Origin of the sequence: Bradyrhizobium sp. 149, from assembly GCF_023073915.1 — a bacterium.
Classification (GTDB): Bacteria; Pseudomonadota; Alphaproteobacteria; order Rhizobiales; family Xanthobacteraceae; genus Bradyrhizobium.
Window position 1 is genome coordinate 174,207 of record NZ_JADPKK010000005.1, and the last position, 21,440, is coordinate 195,646.

Annotated in this window: 18 protein-coding genes; 9 read left to right on the forward strand and 9 right to left on the reverse strand. The window is 63.7% G+C overall.

From position 1 onward, the window contains the following. Positions 1-72: 72 nt before the first annotated feature. The gene (gtdA, locus tag IVA88_RS02075) at positions 73-1,113 is read right to left on the reverse strand and encodes a gentisate 1,2-dioxygenase (protein WP_247495645.1); all 1,041 of its coding nucleotides are present in this window, start codon (positions 1,111-1,113) and stop codon (positions 73-75) included. A 180-nt stretch (positions 1,114-1,293) separates the two neighbouring features. Between gtdA and maiA the strand changes: the two genes are divergently transcribed. Continuing rightward, positions 1,294-1,926, forward strand: coding sequence for a maleylacetoacetate isomerase (gene maiA, locus IVA88_RS02080; RefSeq protein WP_247495646.1), 633 nt, complete (start codon positions 1,294-1,296; stop codon positions 1,924-1,926). Next, positions 1,916-2,425: a MarR family transcriptional regulator gene (locus tag IVA88_RS02085; RefSeq protein ID WP_247495647.1), complete on the forward strand. Its 510-nt coding sequence runs from the start codon at positions 1,916-1,918 to the stop codon at positions 2,423-2,425. Before maiA ends, IVA88_RS02085 begins: the two co-directional genes overlap by 11 nt. Positions 2,426-2,503: 78 nt before the next feature. Here IVA88_RS02085 and IVA88_RS02090 read toward each other — a convergent pair whose 3' ends face one another. From IVA88_RS02090 to IVA88_RS02110, 5 genes are all read right to left on the reverse strand, one after another. Further along, positions 2,504-4,117: a benzoate-CoA ligase family protein gene (locus IVA88_RS02090; RefSeq protein ID WP_247495648.1), complete on the reverse strand. Its 1,614-nt coding sequence runs from the start codon at positions 4,115-4,117 to the stop codon at positions 2,504-2,506. After that, entirely contained in the window at positions 4,114-5,253 is a 1,140-nt protein-coding gene (locus IVA88_RS02095) for an FAD-dependent monooxygenase (RefSeq protein WP_247495649.1), read from the reverse strand. The genes IVA88_RS02090 and IVA88_RS02095 overlap by 4 nt, the downstream gene beginning before the upstream one ends. A 204-nt stretch (positions 5,254-5,457) precedes the next feature. After that, entirely contained in the window at positions 5,458-5,673 is a 216-nt protein-coding gene (locus tag IVA88_RS02100) for a hypothetical protein (protein ID WP_247495650.1), read from the reverse strand. Between the two features lie 112 nt (positions 5,674-5,785). Beyond that, a complete protein-coding gene (locus IVA88_RS02105; protein ID WP_247495651.1) occupies positions 5,786-6,619 on the reverse strand; it encodes a cysteine rich repeat-containing protein in 834 nt (277 codons plus the stop codon). Positions 6,620-6,824: 205 nt separating this feature from the next. Beyond that, a complete protein-coding gene (locus tag IVA88_RS02110) occupies positions 6,825-7,826 on the reverse strand; it encodes an NADP-dependent oxidoreductase (RefSeq protein ID WP_247495652.1) in 1,002 nt (333 codons plus the stop codon). Positions 7,827-8,036: 210 nt separating this feature from the next. On the opposite strand from IVA88_RS02110, the gene IVA88_RS02115 reads away from it, so the two are divergent. Together IVA88_RS02115 and IVA88_RS02120 are read left to right on the forward strand one after the other, a co-directional pair. Continuing rightward, positions 8,037-9,335 carry a dicarboxylate/amino acid:cation symporter gene (locus tag IVA88_RS02115; RefSeq protein WP_247495653.1) on the forward strand — a complete coding sequence of 433 codons (1,299 nt, stop codon included), beginning with the start codon at positions 8,037-8,039 and terminating at the stop codon, positions 9,333-9,335. 9 nt (positions 9,336-9,344) lie between these two features. Beyond that, a complete protein-coding gene (locus IVA88_RS02120; protein WP_247495654.1) occupies positions 9,345-10,271 on the forward strand; it encodes an amino acid ABC transporter substrate-binding protein in 927 nt (308 codons plus the stop codon). A gap of 75 nt (positions 10,272-10,346) precedes the next feature. On the opposite strand, the gene IVA88_RS02125 is transcribed toward IVA88_RS02120, so the two are convergent. Next, positions 10,347-11,153, reverse strand: coding sequence for a RimK-like protein (locus IVA88_RS02125; RefSeq protein ID WP_247495655.1), 807 nt, complete (start codon positions 11,151-11,153; stop codon positions 10,347-10,349). Positions 11,154-11,540: 387 nt separating this feature from the next. On the opposite strand from IVA88_RS02125, the gene IVA88_RS02130 reads away from it, so the two are divergent. The 3 genes from IVA88_RS02130 to IVA88_RS02140 all read left to right on the forward strand — a co-directional run bounded on the left by IVA88_RS02130 (position 11,541) and on the right by IVA88_RS02140 (position 14,683). After that, on the forward strand, positions 11,541-12,314 hold the full coding sequence (locus IVA88_RS02130; protein ID WP_247495656.1) for a ferredoxin--NADP reductase: 774 nt from the start codon (positions 11,541-11,543) through the stop codon (positions 12,312-12,314). 325 nt (positions 12,315-12,639) lie between these two features. Then, a complete protein-coding gene (locus tag IVA88_RS02135; RefSeq protein ID WP_247495657.1) occupies positions 12,640-14,349 on the forward strand; it encodes an FMN-binding glutamate synthase family protein in 1,710 nt (569 codons plus the stop codon). A 94-nt stretch (positions 14,350-14,443) separates the two neighbouring features. Then, the gene (locus IVA88_RS02140; protein ID WP_247495658.1) at positions 14,444-14,683 is read left to right on the forward strand and encodes a PilZ domain-containing protein; all 240 of its coding nucleotides are present in this window, start codon (positions 14,444-14,446) and stop codon (positions 14,681-14,683) included. A 78-nt stretch (positions 14,684-14,761) separates the two neighbouring features. Here IVA88_RS02140 and IVA88_RS02145 read toward each other — a convergent pair whose 3' ends face one another. After that, positions 14,762-16,057 (reverse strand): hemolysin family protein, encoded by a 1,296-nt coding sequence (locus IVA88_RS02145; protein WP_247495659.1) that lies wholly within the window; start codon positions 16,055-16,057, stop codon positions 14,762-14,764. Between the two features lie 242 nt (positions 16,058-16,299). Between IVA88_RS02145 and IVA88_RS02150 the strand changes: the two genes are divergently transcribed. Beyond that, positions 16,300-18,375 (forward strand): HAMP domain-containing methyl-accepting chemotaxis protein, encoded by a 2,076-nt coding sequence (locus IVA88_RS02150; RefSeq protein ID WP_247495660.1) that lies wholly within the window; start codon positions 16,300-16,302, stop codon positions 18,373-18,375. Positions 18,376-18,493: 118 nt separating this feature from the next. Then, entirely contained in the window at positions 18,494-19,225 is a 732-nt protein-coding gene (locus tag IVA88_RS02155) for a sulfite exporter TauE/SafE family protein (protein WP_247495661.1), read from the forward strand. A 7-nt stretch (positions 19,226-19,232) separates the two neighbouring features. Here the strand turns inward: IVA88_RS02155 and IVA88_RS02160 are convergent, their stop codons facing one another. Continuing rightward, on the reverse strand, positions 19,233-21,215 hold the full coding sequence (locus IVA88_RS02160; RefSeq protein WP_247495662.1) for a carbohydrate porin: 1,983 nt from the start codon (positions 21,213-21,215) through the stop codon (positions 19,233-19,235). Positions 21,216-21,440: the final 225 nt, after the last annotated feature.

Below are 21,440 nucleotides of genomic sequence, written 5' to 3' on the forward strand. Positions count from 1 at the left end.
CAGACCGTCGCCGCGGAAAGATTCTGGATTGCTTCGCTGCGCTCGCAATGACAATGCGGCTAACAGCTTAACTCACGCGTTCCCGCGATCCTCGCGAAACAGGTCGAGCTTCTGCTGCACGGGTCGATCCGAGAAGCTGAACAGCACCGCATCCATGTCAGCTTCGTGCGTGACCCATTGCCAGCTCGGCACCACGAACAGATCGCGGGGTCCCCATTCGAAGGTCGCATCGCCGATACGGGTGCGGCCATGGCCTTCGATCGGACAGAACACCGTTGCGTCCGTCGCGCGATAGCGCGCGGTCTTGAAACCCTTCGGCAGCAGCTGGATGAAGGTGCCGATGGTCGGCATCGCGAAGTCGCCGGTCTCGGGGTTGCTGAACTTCAGCTTCAATCCGTGACAGGCGTCCCACTCCTGGCTGGCGCGAGCCTTCTCCAGTGCTTCGCGTGTGTAGGCATAGGGATAGCTGAAGATCGGCGAGGTCTTCGAGCTCCGCTTCACGTCGATTGGCAGCAAATTGTGCCCGTAGCGGGCAAAGCTGTCGCCGGCCGGCCTTGTGATCTTCTGCTGGTCCTCATTCGAGCCTTCCGCAAAGGAGCAGTCGAAGAACTGCACCAGCGGAATGTCGAGACCGTCGAGCCAGAACATCGGCTGATCGGTCTCGTTGGAATGATCGTGCCAGGTCATCGACGGCGTGATGATGAAGTCGCCTTGCTCCATCGCGGTGCGCTCGCCGTCGACCGCGGTGTGGGCGCCCTTGCCTTCGAGCACGAAGCGCAATGCCGACTGGCTGTGCCGGTGGGCGGGCGCAACGTCGCCGGGCACCACCATCTGCACGCCGGCATAAAGCGACGTGGTGATTTTCGATTGGCCGCGCAGACCGGGATTTTCCAGCACCAGCACGCGCCGCTCGGCTTCCTTCGCCGTGATCAGCTTGCCGGCTTCGGTCATGTAGTCGCGGATGACGTCGAACTTCCACAGATGCGGCCGGCAGGCGCTCTTCGGCTCCGGCGTGATCAAGTCGTTCATGACGGTCCAGAGCGCGGTGAGATTCTCGCCGTCGATCTTTTTATAGAACGCCTCGCGCTCCGGCGTCTTGGTCACGGCTTCCATGGTGCGGCTCCCGCTCGCTTTGTTGATTGACAGTATACTGACGATCTAGGTAGCGTCAACGTGATCGAACGCGTTACAAGGCAGTCATTCCGGGGCGGCTCGAGGAGCCGAACCCGGAATCTCGAGATTCCGGGCTCTCGCTTCGCGAGCTCCGGAATGACGGGAAACAGGGGGGGTCCGATGAAGCTGCACGGCTATTTCCGCTCCAGCGCCGCCTACCGGGTGCGGATTGCGCTGAACCTCAAGGGCCTCGGTGCCGAGCACCTGCCGCATCACCTTCGCAAGGGCGAGCAATGCGCGCCCGCTTATCTCGCCATCAATCCGCAGGGCCTGGTGCCCGCGCTGGAGAACGATGCGGGCGCGGTGCTGACCCAATCGGTCGCCATCATCGAATGGCTCGACGAAACTCATCCGAGCCCGCCGCTGCTGCCCGAGGATATTTTGCAGCGCGCCAAGGTGAGGGCGTTTGCGCTGGCGATCGCTTGCGACACTCACCCCGTGCAGAATTTGAAGGTGCTGGCGCGGCTGCGCGAGCTCGGCCTTGCCGAGGAGAAGGTTCAGGACTGGGCAGCCTGGGTCAACCGCGAGGGGCTCGCGGCCTGCGAGACGCTGATCAGAAACGAGCCGGGCCCGTTCTGCTTCGGTGAAGTGCCGACGCTCGCAGATCTTTGCCTCGTGCCGCAGCTCGCCAATGCGCGCCGCTTCGGCGTCGACGTCTCCGCCTATCCGCGCCTGCTTAAGGCGGAAGCTGCGGCCAAGGCGTTGCCGGCGTTCGTCGACGCCGCGCCGGAGAAGCAGCCCGATGCCGAGTAAGCCGCCTCCGATCACGATAGACGCGGTCTATGCCGCGCCGGGCTATTTGTTCCGGCGCATGCAGCAGATCGCAGTCTCGATCTTCATGGAGGAGTGCAAGACGTTCGACCTCACGCCGGTGCAATACGCGGCGCTGATCGCGATCCACACCCATCCCGGCATTGACGCGACGCGGCTGTCCGCGGTGATCGCCTTCGACCGCTCCACGCTCGGCAGCGTGATCGAGCGGCTTCAGGCCAAGGATTTTGTCGAGCGCAGGCCGGCGCTGGAAGACAAGCGGATCAAGCTGCTCTATTTGACCAAGTCGGGTGCGGCGATCCTGCGCGACATCATCCCCGCCGTCGAACGCGCCCAAGCACGGATGCTCGAGCCGCTCAAGCCGGCGGACCGCAAGGCGCTGTTGGGACTCCTGGCGCAGCTCGTCGAGCTCAACAACGAGGCGTCGCGGGTGCCGCTACGAGCGGAGGACGCGCTGGAGCATCTGGGCAAGGCGGGGTGAGGGGAGTGGTTGGGCGATACTAGGGCATCACTCACTGCCTTCGCCGGGACGACAATGAGGGAGTAGCCGCGCCGTCCCTCACATCCGCAACAACGCCTGCCGGTCGATCTTCCCCGTCCCGGTCTTCGGCAGCTCGTCGATGAAGATCACCTCGCGCGGATATTTGTAGGGCAGCAGCTTGCCCTTCACGTAGTCCTGCAGCCTGCGCGTCGCTTCGCGCTGATCGGCCGCGCGGCTGTTCATCACCACGACGGCCTTCAGCGTCATGCGCCGGTCCGGCAGCTCGGCGGCGAACACCGCGCATTCGCGGATCTCGGGATGATCGGCGAGGCACAGCTCGACCTCGAGCGGGTAGACCCACTGCCCGGAGATCTTGATGAGATCGTCGGCGCGGCCGCGGAAGAAGTGAAAGCCGTCGGCATCGCGGACGAAGCGGTCGCCGGTGTAGATCCAGCCGCCCTCTCGTATCGTTTCGGCGGATTTGTCCGGCCGGTTCCAGTATAGCGGCGTGTTGGAATCGCCGCGCACCCACAAGATGCCTTCCTCGTCGTCGGCGACATCGCGGTCGTCCTTGTCGCGCAGCGCGACCTCGTAGCCGGGCACGCGCAGGCCGGCGGCTCCGAGCTTCTTCTGCTCGGGGCGGTTGGAGAGATAGATGTGCAGCACCTCGGTCGAGCCGAGGCCTTCCACGATCTCGAGACCGGTGAGCGTCTTCCAGCCGTTGAAGACGTCGGCCGAGAGCACCTCGGCGGCCGAGAGCGCCATGCGCAGCGACGAGAAGTCGGTCTTGTCGGCGCCGTCGGCCTTGGTCAGCGATGTATAAAGCGTCGGAAGGCCGAAGAAGACCGTCGGTCTGTACTGCTCGATTGCTGCGAAGATCGCCGCAGGCTTCGGCTGGCCCGGCAGCAGCAGCGTCGTCGCGCCCGCCGTGAACGGGAAGGTGATCGCGTTGCCAAAGCCATAGGCGAAGAAGATTTTTGGCACCGAGAAGCAGATGTCATCGGGCATCAGCTTCAAGACGTTCTGCGCAAAGGCGAGCTCGCTATAGGCCATGTCGTGCTGGAGATGAACGATGCCCTTGGGCCGGCCGGTGGATCCGGACGAGTACATCCAGAACGCCATCTCGTTGCGATGGGTGTCGGCTTCCGCGAGCTCGGCCGGAAATTGCGGGAGCCAGCCGGCGGCGGAAACGGCGTTCGGCGCGGCGTGATCGCCCACCGCGCCATTGACGACGATCAGCGTATGCAGGCTCGTGTCCTTGCAGGCCTCGGCGTTGAACCGTGCACAGAACTCGGCATCCGCCACCGCAACAGCCGCGCCGGAATCGGCGAGATAGAATTGCAGCAGATCCGGCGGCGTCAGCGTGTTGATCAGCAGTGGTACGAAGCCGGCGCGCACCGCGCCGAAGAACGCGGCCGGATAGGCCGGGGTGTCATCGAGAAACAGCAGCACGCGATCGCCGCGCTTGAGGCCCAGCGAGGCAAAGCCGTTGCCCCAGCGCCCGGCTTCCGCACAGAGTTCCGCGTAGGTGCGCGTGCCGGCGGGGCCAATGAGTGCGAGCTTGCCGCCGCATCCTCGCGCGAGATTGTCGAACAGCACGCGGCTGGCATTGTAGACCTGCGGAACGGAAAAGCCGATCTCGCGCGCACCGGCGCTGTCGGCAGGCACCTGGTCGCGAATCTGGTCGCTCATGCCTCATCCCCACCGTTCTTGGCGGCTTCGTAGCGGGCCATGAAGGCCGGCGACATCGCGCGCAAGCGGGAATCGTCGATACGGCCCGAACGGGTGATGTAGCTATAGGCAAAGTCCATCACGCCTTGCTGCATGTGCTGGGCGAAGTGCTCGTACCAGAACGCGCTGGTCCGCGCGGCGTTGACGAGCTTCTGCACCACCGGTTTTCGCGCGGCCTGGTAGCGATGCAGGGCGGTCGACAGATGCGCATCCGACTCCAGCGCCTTGACCAGCGCGATGGCGTCCTCGATCGCGAGCCGCGTCCCCGACCCGATCGAGAAATGCGCCGAGTGCAGGGCGTCCCCGAGCAGCACCATGTTCTTGAACGACCAGTGCTCGTTCCAGACCCACGGGAAATTGCGCCAGACCGACTTGTTGGAAACCAGGCAGTGGCCGCCGAGCGTGTCCGCGAACACCTCCTCGCAGACGCCCTTGGACTGCTCGACGTCCTTGTAGGCGAAACCGTAGGCCTGCCAGGTCGCGTGGTCGCATTCGACCAGGAAGGTGCTCATGGTCGGCGAGTAGCGGTAGTGGTGAGCGTTGAAGGCGCCGCGGTCGGTCTTCACAAATGTCTGCGACAGCGTGTCGAAGCGCTTCGAGGTGCCGTACCAGACGAACTTGTTGGAGGAATAGGACAGCGAGGTGCCGAAATCGCCCTCGAAGGCACGGCGCACCAGCGAGTTCAGCCCGTCGGCGGCGACGATCAGATCGTAGCCATTGAGCTGGTCGATCGCGTGAATTGGCGTGTCGAAACGCGGCGTGACGCCGGCATCGAGCGCGCGCTGCTGCAGGAACTGCAACAGCTCGAGCCGGCCGATCGAGGAGAAGCCGACCCCGTCGATGGCGACGCTGTCGCCATGCAGGTTCAACGTGATGTTCTCCCAGCTCTCCATGTGCGGCGCGATGGCATCGACCGTCTCGGGGTCGTCGGCGCGCAGGAATTCCAGCGCCTGGTCGGAGAACACGACGCCAAAGCCCCAGGTCGCGTCGGCCGGGTTCTGTTCGAACAGGTCGACCTGATCCTCGGGGTGACGCTTCTTCCAGAGATAGGCGAAATAGAGCCCACCGGGCCCCCCGCCAATCACGGCGATCCGCAACGTCTGCCTCCCTGATTGACAGTATACTTACTATCTAGGGCTACACTAATGTGCTCCGACGTCCGGCGCCAGCCAAATTATCAGCAAGGCATAGTAGCAAGACATGGCGCGTCACAGCACATGCCCGGATACGCGTTTTGCGCGTGTCCGAAGCAATACGTTGCGAAGCATAGCCAAACCGCGCCGGCTTGGCCATCCACACCGTCAGACGCAGCGCTTCACCCAGACACCGTTCACCAGCACCTTGGTACAGCGGACCGCCGGAACGGGCTTACGGACCACGACAGCCGCGTTCGGCCCGGCGCAGCCGGCGCGATATACGCCGCGGGCGCACACCACCGCATTGGCATCGGTGGCTTCAAAAGTCATGGTCGCGGCGAAGGCGAGCAGCGCCGAGGCGGTGAGCAGGAATGCACGCATGTCTTCCTCCCGGTCTTGTCGTCATTGAAATCAGATATCGGCAAAGGTCGGCAATTGTGGTCGCAGGCGTGCGAAAGCGGTGCACGCCGTCAGATGTTAATGGCACGCTTCACTAGCGTGCCGCGAAGGGCGCCAGCACATCCTTGCAGGCGGGCGACAGCGACGCGGCGTTGCTGGCGATGCACTGCACGATGCGGCCGCCGCCAGGCGCGACGCCGGCGCATAGTGTGCGGATGTCGGCGCCGCAAGCTGAGCGAACGATGAACAGCTCTTCGCGCGGCCGCAGCGGGCGGAGCACGATCACGGCTGGCGCGGCTGCCGATGCTGCTGTCGCCGCAGGAGCTGCGCCCGCAGGTGCCGCCGTTGCCGCTGCTGCGCCGCCACCGGCCGCAGCGCTTACGGCCTTTTCGCAGGCCGGCGAAACCTTTGCCTTGTTCTTCTCCAGGCATTCGAGCGCAGGCGCGCCGCCCGGCGGCACGCTGGCGCACACTTTGGGATAATCGGCGCGGCACGCGCTCTTGACTGCGGAAACCTGCGCGCTGCTCGGCTGTTTGGCTGCGGAAGTCTTCGGCGCTGCTGCGGCAGCCGGCTTTGCGGCGGGAGCGGATTCAGCCTTTGGCGCGGCAGGCGCAGACTCCGCCTTGGGTGCAGCCTCGGCTTTCGGCGCGGCTTCGGTCTTCGGCGTCGCAGCAGGCTCGACTGCGCGAACCGCGGTTTGGCATCCCGCTGACAAGCCGGACATGTTCTTCTGCAGGCATTGATACGCCTCCACGCCGCCGGGCGTGACGCTTGCGCAATGCGCCATGAAGTCGGAGCGGCATGCGGAGCGGATGGCGCTCTTCTGGGCCTCGGTCGGTGCCTGCGCGAATGCGCCTGCTGCAGTTGCGAAGAGGGTCGCTGCCAGCAACGCCCCGCGCGTTGAAGCATGTTTCAACGTGTTGAACATCTGAGTGAATTCCTGCCCTGTCGGTAACGCCGACAATTTTTCAAATGTGATGCAAATAATCGTCGCGGGCGATGCCGCATACGGCATCATTGGCCGCCTCGACCTCTACCGCAAGTAGATATTGCCTTCGCAATTGCGACGTAACTGAAGCATGATCCGGAAAAGTGTGCAGGAGTTTCCGAAAAGATCACGCTCAAACAATAGCTCAGAGCTTGACCATCCGCTTGCCGCGGTTCTCGCCCGCGAGCAATCCGATCAGCGCCTTCGGCGTGTTCTCGAGGCCGTCGATGATGTCCTCCTGCACCTTCAGCTTGCCGGATGTGACCCAGGCCTGAAGGTCGGCGAGCGCGCGCTGGCTCTCCTTCATGTAGTCCATCACGATGAAGCCCTGCATGACCAGCCGCTTCACCACAATCAGGCCGGGCACGCCGCGCGGGCCGTGTGCCGAGGGCGCGCCGTCATATTGCGAGATCGCACCGCAGCAGGCGATGCGGCCGTAATTGTTCATCTGCGGCAGGCAGGCTTCGAGAATGTCGCCGCCGACATTGTCGAAATAGACGTCGACGCCTTTAGGCGCTGCCGCGCGCAAGGCCTTGAACACCGCGCCGTCCTTGTAGTCCACCGCGGCATCGAAGCCGAGTTCGGAGGTCAGCCGGTTGCACTTGTCCGCGCCGCCGGCGATGCCGACCACGCGACATCCCTTGGTCTTGGCGATCTGCCCGACGATCGAGCCGACCGAGCCCGCGGCCGCGGAGACCACGACCGTCTCGCCCTCTTTGGGCTTGCCGATCTCCAGCAGGCCGAAATAGGCGGTGAGGCCGGCGATGCCGAACACGCTGAGCAGATGCGTCCTCGGCTCGAGCTTTGGCATTTTCGTGAGATGCTTGGCGGGCACTGCGGCATACTCCTGCCAGCCGGTGTCGCCGAACACGATGTCGCCCGGCGCAAGCCCCGGCGCCTTCGAGCTGACGACCTCGGCGATGGCGCCGCCGGCCATCACGCTGTTGGCTTCGACCGCTGAACGATAGGTCGCGCCGTGCATCCAGGCGCGGTTGGCGGCGTCCAGCGAGATGTATCGCACGCGCAGCAAGGCCTCGCCGTCCTTCGGCTCCGGCACCGCACCATCGACCATTTTGAAGTGCTCGGGGCCGAGCTTGCCGCTGGGCTTTTCCACCAGAAGAATTTGGCGATTGATGCTGCCGCTCATGATGTTTCCCCTTGGTCGTTTGACGATTATTGATGCAGTTGCCGCAAGAAAAACGTGCAGGCCGCATTCGTTGTGCGCTGCATGAAGGCTAGATCGCCGCGTTCCGATTCACAACGGGAACATCCGGCCAACGCGTCCACACGCCAAGCGTGTTGCGTCATCGACATATCTGCGACATCATGAAGCGGTCGGTGTAGCGGGGGGTCTTCAATGTCGAACAGGTTTACGCAATTCATTTTGGTGGCGATGGTGCTCGGCATCATCATGGGCGCGGCGATTTACAATTTCCTGCCTGACACGCGGGGCGACTGGGCCTCGTCAATCAATTTGATCGCCGTGATCTTCCTGCGCCTGATCAAGATGATCATCGCGCCGCTGGTGTTTGCGACTCTGGTCGGCGGCATTGCTCATATGGGCTCGGGCTCCAAGCTCGGTCGTATCTTCGCCAAGACCATGGGGTGGTTCGTCAGCGCCTCTTTCGTCTCGCTGATGCTCGGTCTCGTGATGGTCAATCTGCTCCAGCCCGGCGCGAATTTCCCTGGCACGCTGCCTGACAAGGCGCAGTCGACCGGCCTTCCGGTTTCCGCCTTCTCGATCGAAAAATTCCTGACCCATCTGATCCCGACCTCGATCGCGGATGCGATGGCGCAGAACGAGATCTTGCAGATCGTGATCTTCGCCGTGTTCTTCTCGGTGGCGATGGGCTCGATGCCCGAGCGCTCCAAGCCGATCCTGGCGCTGATCGACGATATCGGCCACATCATGCTCAAGGTTACGGGCTATGTGATGCTGTTCGCGCCGTTCGCTGTCTGGGCCGCCATCACCGCGACGGTTGCCAAGAATGGCCTGCTGGTGCTCTGGAAGCTCATCGTCTTCATGGGCGGGTTCTATCTCTCGCTCGCAATTCTGTGGGGCATCCTGGTGGTCGTGGGCTTCATCGTGATCGGGCCGCGCTACGCCCATCTGCTGAAGCTGATCCGCGAGCCGCTGATGATCGCGTTCTCCACCGCGAGCTCTGAAGCGGCCTATCCAAAGACGCTGGAGGGGCTGAACAAGTTCGGCGCCTCATCGCGGATATCGAGCTTCGTGCTGCCGCTCGGCTATTCCTTCAATCTCGACGGCACGATGATGTACTGCACCTTCGCGAGCGTCTTCATTGCGCAGAGCTATCACATCGACATGCCGCTCGGGACCCAGCTCGCGATGCTGGCAACGCTGATGATTACCTCGAAGGGTGTCGCCGGCGTGCCGCGCGCCTCCCTCGTGGTGATCGCCTCGACGCTGTCGCAGTTCGGCATTCCGGAGGCGGGTCTGCTCATGATCATGGGCATCGACACCTTCCTCGACATGGGCCGCAGCGCCACCAACGTCATCGGCAACACGCTGGCGACTTCGGTCGTGGCCAAGTGGGAAGGCGAGCTCGGGCCCGAGCACGCGATGGGACCCGGCGACGCCGTGCCGGGGGACATGATCCCCGGCGAAGTGCCCGCGATGGCCGGCCATGGTTAGGAGCGCACCATGGGCCAGACACTGACGAGGTCAGTGATCGGCGGCTGTCTGTGGCTCGCGGCATCGTTGCTCGCGACCACGGCATCCGCCCAGACCGGCGGCGAAGGGCTCAGCCCGACGCTGTCGGCCATCAAGAAGGCGCACACCGTGCGGCTCGGCTACCGCGAGAGCTCGCCGCCGTTCTCCTTCCTCGACCAATCGGGGCGGCCGATCGGCTACAGCCTCGAATTGTGCGAGGCCGTCGTCGAGGAGATCGGTGTCGAGGTCGACGATCCCAATCTGAAGATCGCCTACGTCAAGGTCACCTCGGATGATCGCATCGACGCTGTGCTCCAGAACAAGATCGACCTGGAATGCGGCTCGACCACGGCCAATGCCGAGCGCGGCAAGCGCGTCGCTTTCTCGCCGCTGATGTTCGTTGCCGGTACCAAGCTGATGGTGCCGAAGGCATCAAGCGTCCAGTCGCTGACTGATCTGAAGGGCAAGACCATCGTGGTGACCAAAGGCACCACCAATGAGCAGGCGATCCAGGCGGCCGACAAGAAGTCCTCGTTGGGGCTGAACGTGGTCACTGCTGCCGACCACGAGCAGTCATTTCAGATGCTGGCCGACGGCAAAGCGGATGCGTTCGCGACCGACGATATTCTTTTGTCGAGCCTGATCGCGCGCCACAAGGCGCAGGACAAGTTCCGCGTCACCGGCGATTACCTGTCCTACGACCCCTACGGCATCATGTTCCGCAAGGGCGAGCCGCAACTGACGGCGGTGGTCGAGCGCACCTTCCGCAAGCTCGGCTCCAACCACGACCTCGTTCCGCTCTACAATAAATGGTTCACCGCAAGACTTCCGACCGGCGAACGGCTGAACGTACCGATCTCGCTGCAACTGGAGGAAGCCTTCAAAGCGATGGACGATTCCGCGAGCGCGAATAATTAGTTGCTCTCGTGCCGCAAGCTCGCTGTTTTCCCTTCTCCCACAAGAGGAGAAGGGATCGCAGTGAGTGCGTGGCGCTCAGCGTTCGTCGCCAAACACTCGATCCAGCGCCGCATCATACGTCGCCTGCACCAGCTCCGGATGCAGCTTCGCCAGCGTCTCCATCATCACGCCGGAATTGATCTCGAGCACTTTCCAAGCGCCATCGACACGGACCAAATCGATCGACGCGAAGCGGATACCGATCGCGTTGGCCGCGTCGAGGGCAAGTTTTGCGCAGGCCGCGCGGACCTCGCCATCCTGCACCAGCACCGGTTTTGCCCCGGCATCGAGATTGTGCCGCCAATCCGAGCCACGCTGCTTGCTGTAGACGACGAGCGGCACATCATCGAGCAGCACCACTCGGACCTCGTTCTCGATCGCGACATAGGGCGAGATCACGAGCCCTGCGCTCATTGAAAAGACCTCGCCAACCGCGTGGTCGAGCTCCGCCGCCGTCATCACCCTGAAGACAGATCGTCCTGACGTCCCCTCGTTCGGCTTGACGACTACGCCTTGCGGATTGTCGTGAAGCAGCAAAAGCATTGCCTCTTGCCAGGCGGCGCCAACAACATTCCTGCCCAGCTTCGGGTTCAGGAAGAGGTGATGGGAAATGCAGGGGACGCCCTCGAGCGCCAGCGCCTCGGCGGTGGCCGATTTGTCGTTGGCCAGGCGGTGCGCGATGGCGCTGTTGAGGCCGATGTCGTAGCCGAAGGCGAAGTGGCGCTGCTCGCCCCGGCGCAGCGCGAGCAGCCAGCCACCGGCGCGGACATCGAGCGCGACGCCATGGTCGGCGCAATAGCGCCTGATTGCCTGGACGAAGATCCGCTCGCCGCTCGCTGCCATGTGTTTCAGTCGTGTGTTCTGTTCGTTCCTGTCGCCAAAAGCCGCAAAAATGCGGGAAACGGCGCCAAACCGGGTGAAAGTCAGAGCTATTCTTAATGAAATTCTCGCGAGCGCGAGGGAAATTAACTGCTGCAATCAGGCGCCCGGGGGAAAAGAAATTACCCGTCGCGCGCTCCCGACAGCAGATTCATTAATGATGTGACCAATTCCGCTGCGAGTGCCAGTTTGACCGGCAGCAATTGCATCCGGAACGAGGTTGATTATTGGTCTCAATGGCGTAGATCACACTCGAGAAATCCTCCGCCATGGCAATGGTGTCCGCTCCGCTTTCAGGGGCCGGGCAACGCTTGTGCCCTAAAACCGCAATTATTCGGAATATCGAAAATCATGAGCGCGTTTTACCGAGAGAAAGTTCTTTCTGTCCAGCATTGGACCGACACCCTGTTCAGCTTTCGCGCCACCCGCGATTCCGGCTTCCGCTTCCAGAACGGCCAGTTCGCGATGATCGGCCTCGAAGTTGAGGGCCGCCCGCTGCTTCGTGCCTACAGCATGGCGAGCGCCAATCACGAGGAAGAGCTCGAGTTCTTCTCGATCAAGGTTCAGGACGGCCCGCTGACGTCGCGTCTCCAGAAGATCAAGGAAGGCGACACCATCCTGGTCGGCCGCAAGGCGACCGGGACGCTGATCACCGACAACCTCATCCCCGGCAAGCGGCTGATGCTGCTGTCGACCGGCACGGGCCTGGCGCCCTTCGCCAGCCTGATCAAGGACCCCGAGGTTTACGACCAGTTCGACAGCATCGTGCTGGTGCATGGCTGCCGTCAGGTCTCCGAGCTCGCCTATGGCGAGAAGCTCGTCGCCAGCCTTCGCGAGGACGAGCTGTTCGGGGAGTTGCTCGCGGACAAGCTCATCTACTACCCCACTGTGACCCGCGAGCCGTTCAAGAACCGCGGCCGCATCACGGACCTCATCAGCTCCGAGCAGATCTTCAACGACATCGGCCAGGGCCCGCTCGACATCGCGACCGACCGCATCATGATGTGCGGCAGCCCGGCGATGCTCGAAGAGCTGAAACTGATGTTCAAGGGCCGCGACTTCGTCGAGGGCTCCGGCAACAAGCCCGGCCATTTCGTCATCGAAAAGGCGTTCGTCGAGCGGTAATCGCCGCGCTCTCTGGTCGTCCCGGCCTAGTGCGCAATTGCGCACGGGGGCCGGGACCCACACCGCGAGGTCTCTCGACTCGCGGACAATTGCCAGTCCCCCAACGACCAGTCTTCGCCAAACCGAGTCCTGTGGCTATGGCTCCCGGCCTTCGCCGGGACGACCGCGGTGAGTGTGGTCGTCGGCCCGCCTCTGCTGCACTGCAAAAGCCCGCCCATCGGGCGGATTGATTTCTCTCCGCCGAATTCGCTAGCGTGAAACAAGGGCCGCGTCATATCCGTATGACAGGCGCGGGCGTATCGTACCGCCTCATGCTGGCGAGAGGATGGGAATCGTGGCCGACGAGAACAAGACGCAGGAATCGCCCAAACACTTTTCGCCCAAACGTTTGCCGCTGGCGGAAGAGGGGCTCATGGAAACCCTGCTGCTGCCATTCTCCCCGCGCTTCATCGTCCTGACGATCTGCGCGGTCGTCACCGCGCTGCTGATCGCCATCGGCATCGCCGACCGCAAGATCTTCGACATCCTCCTGATCCCGATCCTGATCTTTGGCGCGTTGACGCTGCTTGGCGTCCGCGACCTCATGCAGAAGGGCCATGCGGTTCTGCGCAACTACCCGATCTCGGCGCATATCCGCTTCCTGCTCGAAGAGATACGCCCGGAGATGCGGCAGTATTTCTTCGAGAGCGAGAAGGACGGCATGCCGTTCTCGCGCGACATCCGTGCGGTGGTCTATCAGCGTGCCAAGATGCAGCTCGACAAGCGTCCGTTCGGCACCCAGGAGGACGTCTACCGCGAGGGCTATGAGTGGATGCATCACTCGGTCTCGCCCAAAGCGCATGCCGAGGAGAAATTCCGCGTCACCATCGGCGGACCGGATTGCGCCAAGCCGTATTCGGCTTCGGTGTTCAACATCTCCGCGATGAGTTTCGGCGCGCTCAGCTCGAACGCCGTGCGCGCGCTGAATGCCGGCGCGAAGAAGGGCGGCTTCGCGCATGATACCGGCGAGGGTGGCTTCAGTCCCTATCACCGCGAGATGGGCGGCGACATCATCTGGGAGATCGGCTCGGGCTATTTCGGTTGCCGTCATCTCGACGGCACCTTCGATCCCGAAGCCTTCGCGCGCGTCGCGAGCCAGGACCAGATCAAGATGGTCGAGCTCAAGGTCAGCCAGGGCGCCAAGCCCGGCCATGGCGGCGTGCTGCCGGCGGCGAAGGTCTCGGAGGAAATTTCCAAGATCCGCGGCGTCGCGATGGGCGAGGATTGCATCTCGCCAGCCTCGCATCGCGCCTTCTCGACGCCGATCGGGATGATGCAGTTCATCGGCGAGATGCGCCGCCTCTGCGGCGGCAAGCCGACCGGTTTCAAGCTGTGCATCGGCCATCCCTGGGAATTTCTGGCGATCTGCAAGGCGATGATCGAGACCGGCATCTATCCTGATTTCATCGTTGTGGACGGCAACGAGGGCGGCACCGGCGCCGCGCCGCTGGAGTTCATGGACCATCTCGGCATGCCGATGCGCGAGGGCGTCAATTTCGTCCACAACGCGCTGATCGGCATCAACGCGCGCGACCGCATCAAGATCGGCGCCTCCGGCAAGATCGCCACCGCCTTCGACATGGCGCGCGCGATGGCGATCGGTGCCGACTGGTGCAATTCGGCGCGCGGCTTCATGTTCTCGCTCGGCTGCATCCAGTCGCTGAGCTGCCACACCGACCGCTGTCCGACCGGCGTCGCAACCCAGGACCCGACGCGTGCGCGTGCGCTCTATGTGCCGCTCAAGATCGACCGCGTGCACAATTATCACCATGCGACGCTGCATTCGCTGACCGAGCTGATCGCCGCGGCCGGTCTCGAACATCCGCAGCAGCTGCGCCCGATCCACTTCAGCCAGCGGACGTCGACCACCCAGGTGAAATCCTTCGCGCAGCTTTATCCGTCGTTGCGTCCGGGCGAGCTGCTCGAAGGCACCGAAGACCCGCGCTTCCGCGACGCCTGGCGGATGGCGCGGACCGAGACGTTCCAGCCGGCGTGAGCGTCCTGATGCCTAAGGGAACTGCCGGCCCGCTGGCGTCAAATCCTGCGTTGGCGCTTAACACTTGCTTCAACTTTGGGTGTAGATTCGTCCCATGGACGAGCGACGTGACAAAGCCAGACACCGCGTGCTGAAGGCCGGGACGATCGAGTTCGGCGGCGGCGCGATCGACTGCACCATCCGCAATTTTTCCGACACCGGTGCCGCGCTCGACGTCACCAGTCCGGTCGGTATCCCCGACCATTTCACCCTGTTCGTCCAGGCCGAGGGAACACATCTCGCCTGCACTGTAGTCTGGCGCAAGGAAAAGCGAATCGGGGTGAGGTTCGGGTGAGGCCCTGCCTTTGGCGCGAGCCTGGGCTACGATCCCCGCGGTCCTCCCGGCGAAGGCCGGGCCGGCGCGTGGAGTTAATCACGCCGCTGCCTGCTCGCTCCGCCGGCTCGCGAGAATCTTGTCGATCCTCCGTCCGTCGAGATCGACCACCTCGATGTGCCAGCCGCCGAAGTCGAAGGCGTCGCCGACATCAGGCAGCACGTTGAACTGTTGCAGCACGAGGCCGGCGACCGTGTTGTAGCGATGCGGCGGCAGTTCTACGCCGAGCAGCTCGCCGAATTCGTCGACCGGCATCCAGCCTGAGATCAGCAGCGAATCGTCCGCGCGCTTGACGTAGGCAGGTTCCGGCGGGCCTTCCTCGGAATGGAAGGCGCCGACGATCGATTCCAGAATGTCAGCCGTCGTCACGATGCCTTCGAAGGCGCCGTATTCGTCGTAGACGAGGCCAACATGCACCGGCGCAGCCTTCAGGATCGCCAGCACGTCGCGGGCATCCGCCGACGCGGGAATGCCAGGCGCCTCGCGAACCAGCACGCGCAAATCCGGCGTGCGCTCGTTCATGTAGGCGACCAGCAGGTCCTTGGCCTGGAGCACGCCGATCGGCTTGTCGCGGTCGCCGTCGGACACGGGAAAGCGCGAATGCGGGCTCTTGGCGATGATCGCTTGAATGCTCTCCGGTGGATCGCGCAGGTCGATCTCGTTGACCTCCGTGCGCGGCGTCATGATCGCACCGACCGGCCGGTCGCCGAGCCGCATCACGCCCGCGATCATCTCCTTTTCACCTGACTCGAGCACGCCCGCGCTTTCGGCCTCGCTGACGAGATGATGGATCTCGTCTTCCGACACCTTCTCTTCGGACTTGCCACCATGGCCGAGCAGGGTGAGGATCAGCTTGCCGGAGAGATCGAGCAGGAAGACCAGCGGCAGCGAGACCTTCGCAAGCAAGTGCATCGCGGGCGCAACCCTGACCGCGATGCTCTCGGGATCGCGTAGCGCCACCTGCTTCGGCACCAGCTCGCCGACGATCAGGGTGGCGTAGGTGATCAGCGTGACAACCAAGCCGACGCCGACGATGTCGGCAATCCCTGCGGACATGCCGAGCTCGAGCAACCATTGCGTCAGCCGCTGTCCGAGCGTCGCGCCCGAGAATGCGCCGGAGAGCACGCCGACCAGCGTAATGCCGATCTGCACCGTCGAAAGGAATTTGCCGGGATCGGCCGCGAGGATCAGCGCCCGCTCGGCCCCACGCACGCCCTTGGCGGCGAGCATTGAGAGCCGGGCCGGGCGTGACGAGACCACGGCCAGCTCTGACATGGACAGCAAGCCGTTGATGACGATCAGGACGACGACGATGGCGAGTTCGGCGGAGAGCATTGACGTTCCAAGGTAATGGAGTGTGGGCCAGAAGGCGGCACAGGCCTAGATATAGGTATCGGGAGAAGAAATGCTGACGATTCTGACGCATCCGGCATCGGGAGGGAACCTCGGGCGACACCGTTCCGGCAGGCACGGGACGCTGGCACCCCGCGGAACTACGGGCATGCCGTTACTTAACGGGCTCTTAGTGGCAACCCGCTAGATTTTAGACATTTGTAGCAATGTATTCGGGGATCAGGATGCGGATCGGGAAGCTCTTTGCGCTGTCGATGCTGACGGTGACGGTTTTTGCAGTCATCCTTGGCGCCGAGGTGCTCATACCCCAGACGCGCATCTTCACGAACCGCTCCGACGCGATCAAGACGGTCGACGCCTTTGGTGCGACCCTGATGGTCAGTCAGCACGTTGCCGGCCTTCGCGCCCCCTACATTTCCCCGATTTTCCAGGAGAACCCTGCGACACAGGTCCAGACCGAAGCCGCCGCGAAGGCCTCGAAAGCGGCCGAGGCCGCATTCGAAGGGGCAAGGCGCGCCATCATGGTGCTGGATGATTCCGGACCGATGATCGACAACCTGGATCGTACCGCGCGGCGGCTCAAGGACATCACCACGGCGGCAGATCGTGCGATGAGCGTTCCCCTGGCGGCGCGCGACAGCGCTGTGGTCAAGGGCTTCCTTCCGGGCGTCGCCGAGGTCATCGGCAATATCGAGCCGATCATGAACCGGCTCGAAGCGAAGGTCATCAATGCCGATTCCTCGCTTGCGGCGCTGTTGAGCCTGGCGCGAACGGCGCAGGATCTGCGCGTCTCGGCCGGCAGCCGTGCCGCCACATTGTCGCCGGCGCTGAGCGCACGCCGACCGCTCACGGCGGCCGAATTCTCGCTGATGGATCGTATGCAGGGGCGTGTCGAGGCCGACCGCGAGCGCATCGAGGCCGGCATCGATCAGCTCGGAAGCCCGCCCCGCATCGCCGCTGCGCTGAAGGCGGCGACGGATTCATATTTCGGAAGAGCAGCGGCCGCCGTGGACAAGGAGATGCCCGCGGCACGTGGTGACGGCAAGTACGGCATCAACGCCGAGGAGCTGGCCAACGTCATCGTACCCGCCATCCAGATGTTCTACGGGGTGCGCGATGCCGCGTTGTCGGAAGCGGCTGAACGCGCCTCGGCCTCGCGCGACGGCGCGCTGGCGATGCTAGCGCTCGCGGGCGTGGCGGTGCTGGCGCTGCTGGGGACACTCGGTGGCGTGACCACGATGCTGCGCAGGCGCGTGGTGACGCCGCTGAGCCGGCTCGCGGACGTGATCGCAACGCTCGCCGCCGGACAGCACGAGGTCGAGATTCCCGTGACGGGCCGCAATGACGAGATCAGCCAGGTGGCGGGCTCGCTGCAGCATTTCAAGGATTCTCTGGTCGCCAAGAAGGCCGCCGACGAGGCAGCCGCGGTCGAAGCCGAGGCAAAACTCCGGCGCAGCCAGCGCATGGACCAGATCGCACGCGATTTCGAAGCCTTGATCGGCGACGTCATCAACACCGTCTCGTCGGCATCGTCGGAGTTGGAAGTGTCGGCGGGAACGCTGACGAGCACCGCCGATCAATCGGAAAAGGTCACCGCGACCGTCGCGGCGGCCTCCGAGCAGGCCTCCACCAATGTGCAGACCGTTGCCGCGGCCGCGGAGGAAATGGCGTCCTCGGTCGACGAGATCGGCCGCCAGGTCCAGGATTCCGCGCGCGTCGCCGGCGAAGCGGTGCAGCAGGCGGGGCGGACCAACGACTATGTCGGCGAGCTCGCCAAGGCTGCCGGCCGGATCGGCGACGTGGTCGAGCTCATCAGCCAGATCGCGGGCCAGACCAATCTTCTGGCGCTCAATGCGACCATCGAGGCGGCGCGCGCCGGCGAGGCCGGGCGCGGCTTCGCGGTGGTCGCCTCCGAGGTCAAGGCGCTGGCCGAGCAGACCGCCAAGGCCACAGACGAGATCAGCCAGCAGATCATGGGAATCCAGAGCGCAACGAAGGATTCCGTCGGCGCCATCAAGGCGATCGGCGACACCATCACCCGCATGTCCGAGATCGCGTCGGCGATCGCCTCGGCGGTCGAGGAGCAGGGCGCGGCGACGCGGGAGATTTCCCGCAACGTGCAGCAGGCGGCACGCGGCACCCAGCAGGTCTCCGCCAGCATCGTCGACGTGCAGCGCGGCGCGAGCCAGACCGGATCGGCCTCCTCCACCGTGCTTGCGTCCGCGAGGTCATTGTCCGGCGAGAGCAGCCGCCTCAAGGTCGAGGTCGGGAAGTTCCTGGACGCGATCCGGGCCGCGTAACATCGTCATTGTGGAAGGAAGCGGCTTCACCTAGGCTTGCAGCCTTGGGGGTGTCGCAGCCTCCCCGTGAAGTGGGTGATCCCACGCAAGCGCTGCTCGCTGATGTCTGGAGCGAGCAATGGACGGGATCACAATCGAACTACCGCTTTTCCTGTTAGCCACCTTCGCCGGCGCGTTCGTCGCCGGCCTCTCCGGTTTTGCCTTCGGCCTCGTCGCGGCATCGCTGTGGCTTTACGTGCTGACGCCGCTTCAGAGCGCCAGCCTGATCGTCGGCTTCGGCCTTCTGGTGCAGGGTTACTCGGTCTGGAAGCTGCGCAGCGCGCTCGACTGGCGCCGGCTATGGCCCTTCATGATCGGTGCCGTCGTGGGCGTGCCGGTCGGCGTGTCACTCCTGACCTCCGCCAATCCGAACAGCGTCCGCATCGCTGTTGGAGCGATCCTGATCGTCTACAGCCTCTATGCGTTCTTCAGGCCAAAACTCAAGGTCGCGACCATCGTGCCGCCGTCCGCCGACATGACCATCGGTTTCGTCAACGGCCTGCTGGGCGGATTGACCGGCCTTGCCGGCATCATCATCACCATCTGGTGCAATCTGCGCGGTCTGCCCAAGGACGTCCAGCGCGCCACGTTCCAGCCCGTCGCAGTCGTGGTGTTCGCCACGGCGGCGCTCTTTCTGGGCGCCAAGGGAGCGCTGACGTTCGAGACCGCAAAGCTGTTCGCGCTCGGCCTGCCGTTTCTCTTTGCGGGAACGTGGCTCGGGCTGAGACTGTTCGGCCGCATCGATGAGGCGATGTTCCGCAAGATCGTGCTTGCGCTGCTGTTCGTCTCCGGGGTCGTGCTGCTGTTCTGAGCCGCGATCAGAACTCGCCGTGCAGCCGGCCGGAGAATACCGACACCGGTCCGCGATCGGCGTTGTAGGCCGGGTTGACGATCAGCTGGTAGTCGGCGGTGAGAGTGAGATTCTTGTTCAGCGCGTAGGCGTAATAGGTTTCGAGGATGCGCTCGCGGCGGTAGTTGAGCGCACCGTCGCCGATGAGAACACCGAGGCCGCCGGCAGCCAGGAAGTCGCGATAATCCTGCGAGATGGCATTGATCGCGCCGCCGACACCGATGACGTCATCGGGCCGGCCCCATTTTGTGCCCTTGATCGAAAGACCGCCGGACAGGCTGCGATTGATGTCCGTGAAGGCGAGCGTCTCGCTCTTGCCGTCGTTCCAGCTCCAGCGGCCGAACAGCCCGACATCATCCGTGATCGCCTGCTCGAGATTGACGACATAGCCGATCTTGACGCGGCCGCGCCGGGTCTGCGCGATGTCGAGATTCAGCGCGGGATTGTCCAGCGTCTCGCGGAAGCTGCCCATGTTGGCGCTGTCGAGCCAGCCCATGGTCCTGAGCTTGCCGGGCTGGCCGAACAGCGAGAAGCGCGTCTCGAGTTCGACCACGTACTGGCCGCGCTCCCCGACCCTGGTGTCGAAATGATTTGAATTGGGCTCCGCGACCATCAGGAAATAGCCGCCGCGCAGCGCCCATTGCTTCTGATTGAATTCGGCGGTGACGCCGTAGGTGAGGCCGACCTTGTCGGCGGAATAATCGAATGCACCCGGCGCCCACAGCGACCAGTTCATGAAATCCTTGCGGGTGTCCTTGGCGTAGGCATTGCCGTCGAACACGTCGACCACCGCGAACTTGCCGGCCTGCACCGTGAGCCTGGAAACGTCGACCTTCTGCCCAAGCTGCAACTGGCCGCTCGCGAGCTCTTCCTGCTCGCCGCCAAAGCCAAACGTCTGGCGCACGAACAGGCGCGAGGTGTTGTAATGCGGATAGGGAAAGTTCGACTTCTGCGCTTCGCCATTCGGGAAGCCGGCGGCACCAACGGTGTCGTTCAATCCAAATCCCTGGAGCAGTTCGGGATTGTAATAGACCTCGCCGCCGTCCCACAGCTTTGCGTTCAGGAACAGGCTGTTGCTCCAGGTCGCCTTGGCCTGCCGTGATGGCGAGAGTGAATTCGGTCCGGTGTAGAGAGCAGGAAACGACGGGTAGCCTTGCGGCAGATACGTGCTCTGGCCGTGGATCTCCCAGCGATCCGATTCCGTGTCGATCAGCGAGCCGATCCCCGAACTCTTGGGATCGTAGCTCGGCATGCCGGGCCAATCGACCTTGCGGTTGAGGCCGAGCCTGACCGACTGGAAGTCGAGCGACGACGAATTGTATTGGGCGCCCGTGGAGAAGGCGACATTGGCGCCGTCGAAGCGGCTGTAGAGATATTCGACCCGCGCGCTCCAATGCGGCGCGAAGCCGTATTCGATGCCTCCACCGGCGATCCAGCCGGGCCGCGTGTTCAGGATTTTCGGGACTGCTTCGCCTGTGGCCGGCGTGTCGAAATAACGTTCACCCATCCAAGCAAAGCCGCCGGTGGCGTAGACCAGCCAGGGACCGCTGGTGTAGCCGACGCGGCCGCGCAGGCTCGCGGTGTAGTCCCATTGCTGCGTGACGGTGTTGTCGGATGTCGCCAGGAAGGACACGATCGAGTTCGAGGTGATGTAGTTCGGAAACGAAAAATCGCCTTCGACGCCGACCAGCCAGCCGGAGTTGAGGCGGTAATTGTAGCCGGCCTGCACGCCGCCGATCATACCGCTGAAGACGCCGCTGTCGTTGATCCCGGTGCCATCGTTCAGCGCAAAGCGCGACGAGCCGAGGCTGTAGCCGGCATGCGCACCGATGTAGAGGCCGGTCCAGTCATAGACGGCCTTCAGCGCCGGTGCCTTCAGCGGCAGATCAGCCGCGCGGCTGCTGGCGGGCAAAGCCAAGACGCCCGAGGCAATCGCCGCGGCCGTCCGCAAATACCTGTAACGGTGACCCCTCAACGTCAAAACGCACGCCCCCAAAAGCGAGTGTGTCCACTCGCCGCACTATCCCTGCCGATTCGCGGCGACCCTGTCATCAGGCTTAGGTGCTCCGCGATCGGACCTGATGATCTCAGTCCGGCGCGACTTCTTCCCAAGCCCCTGAGCCTGTTGCAAACCTTATTGCGATTAATTCGCAATAGCAACTAGTGCCAATTGCCG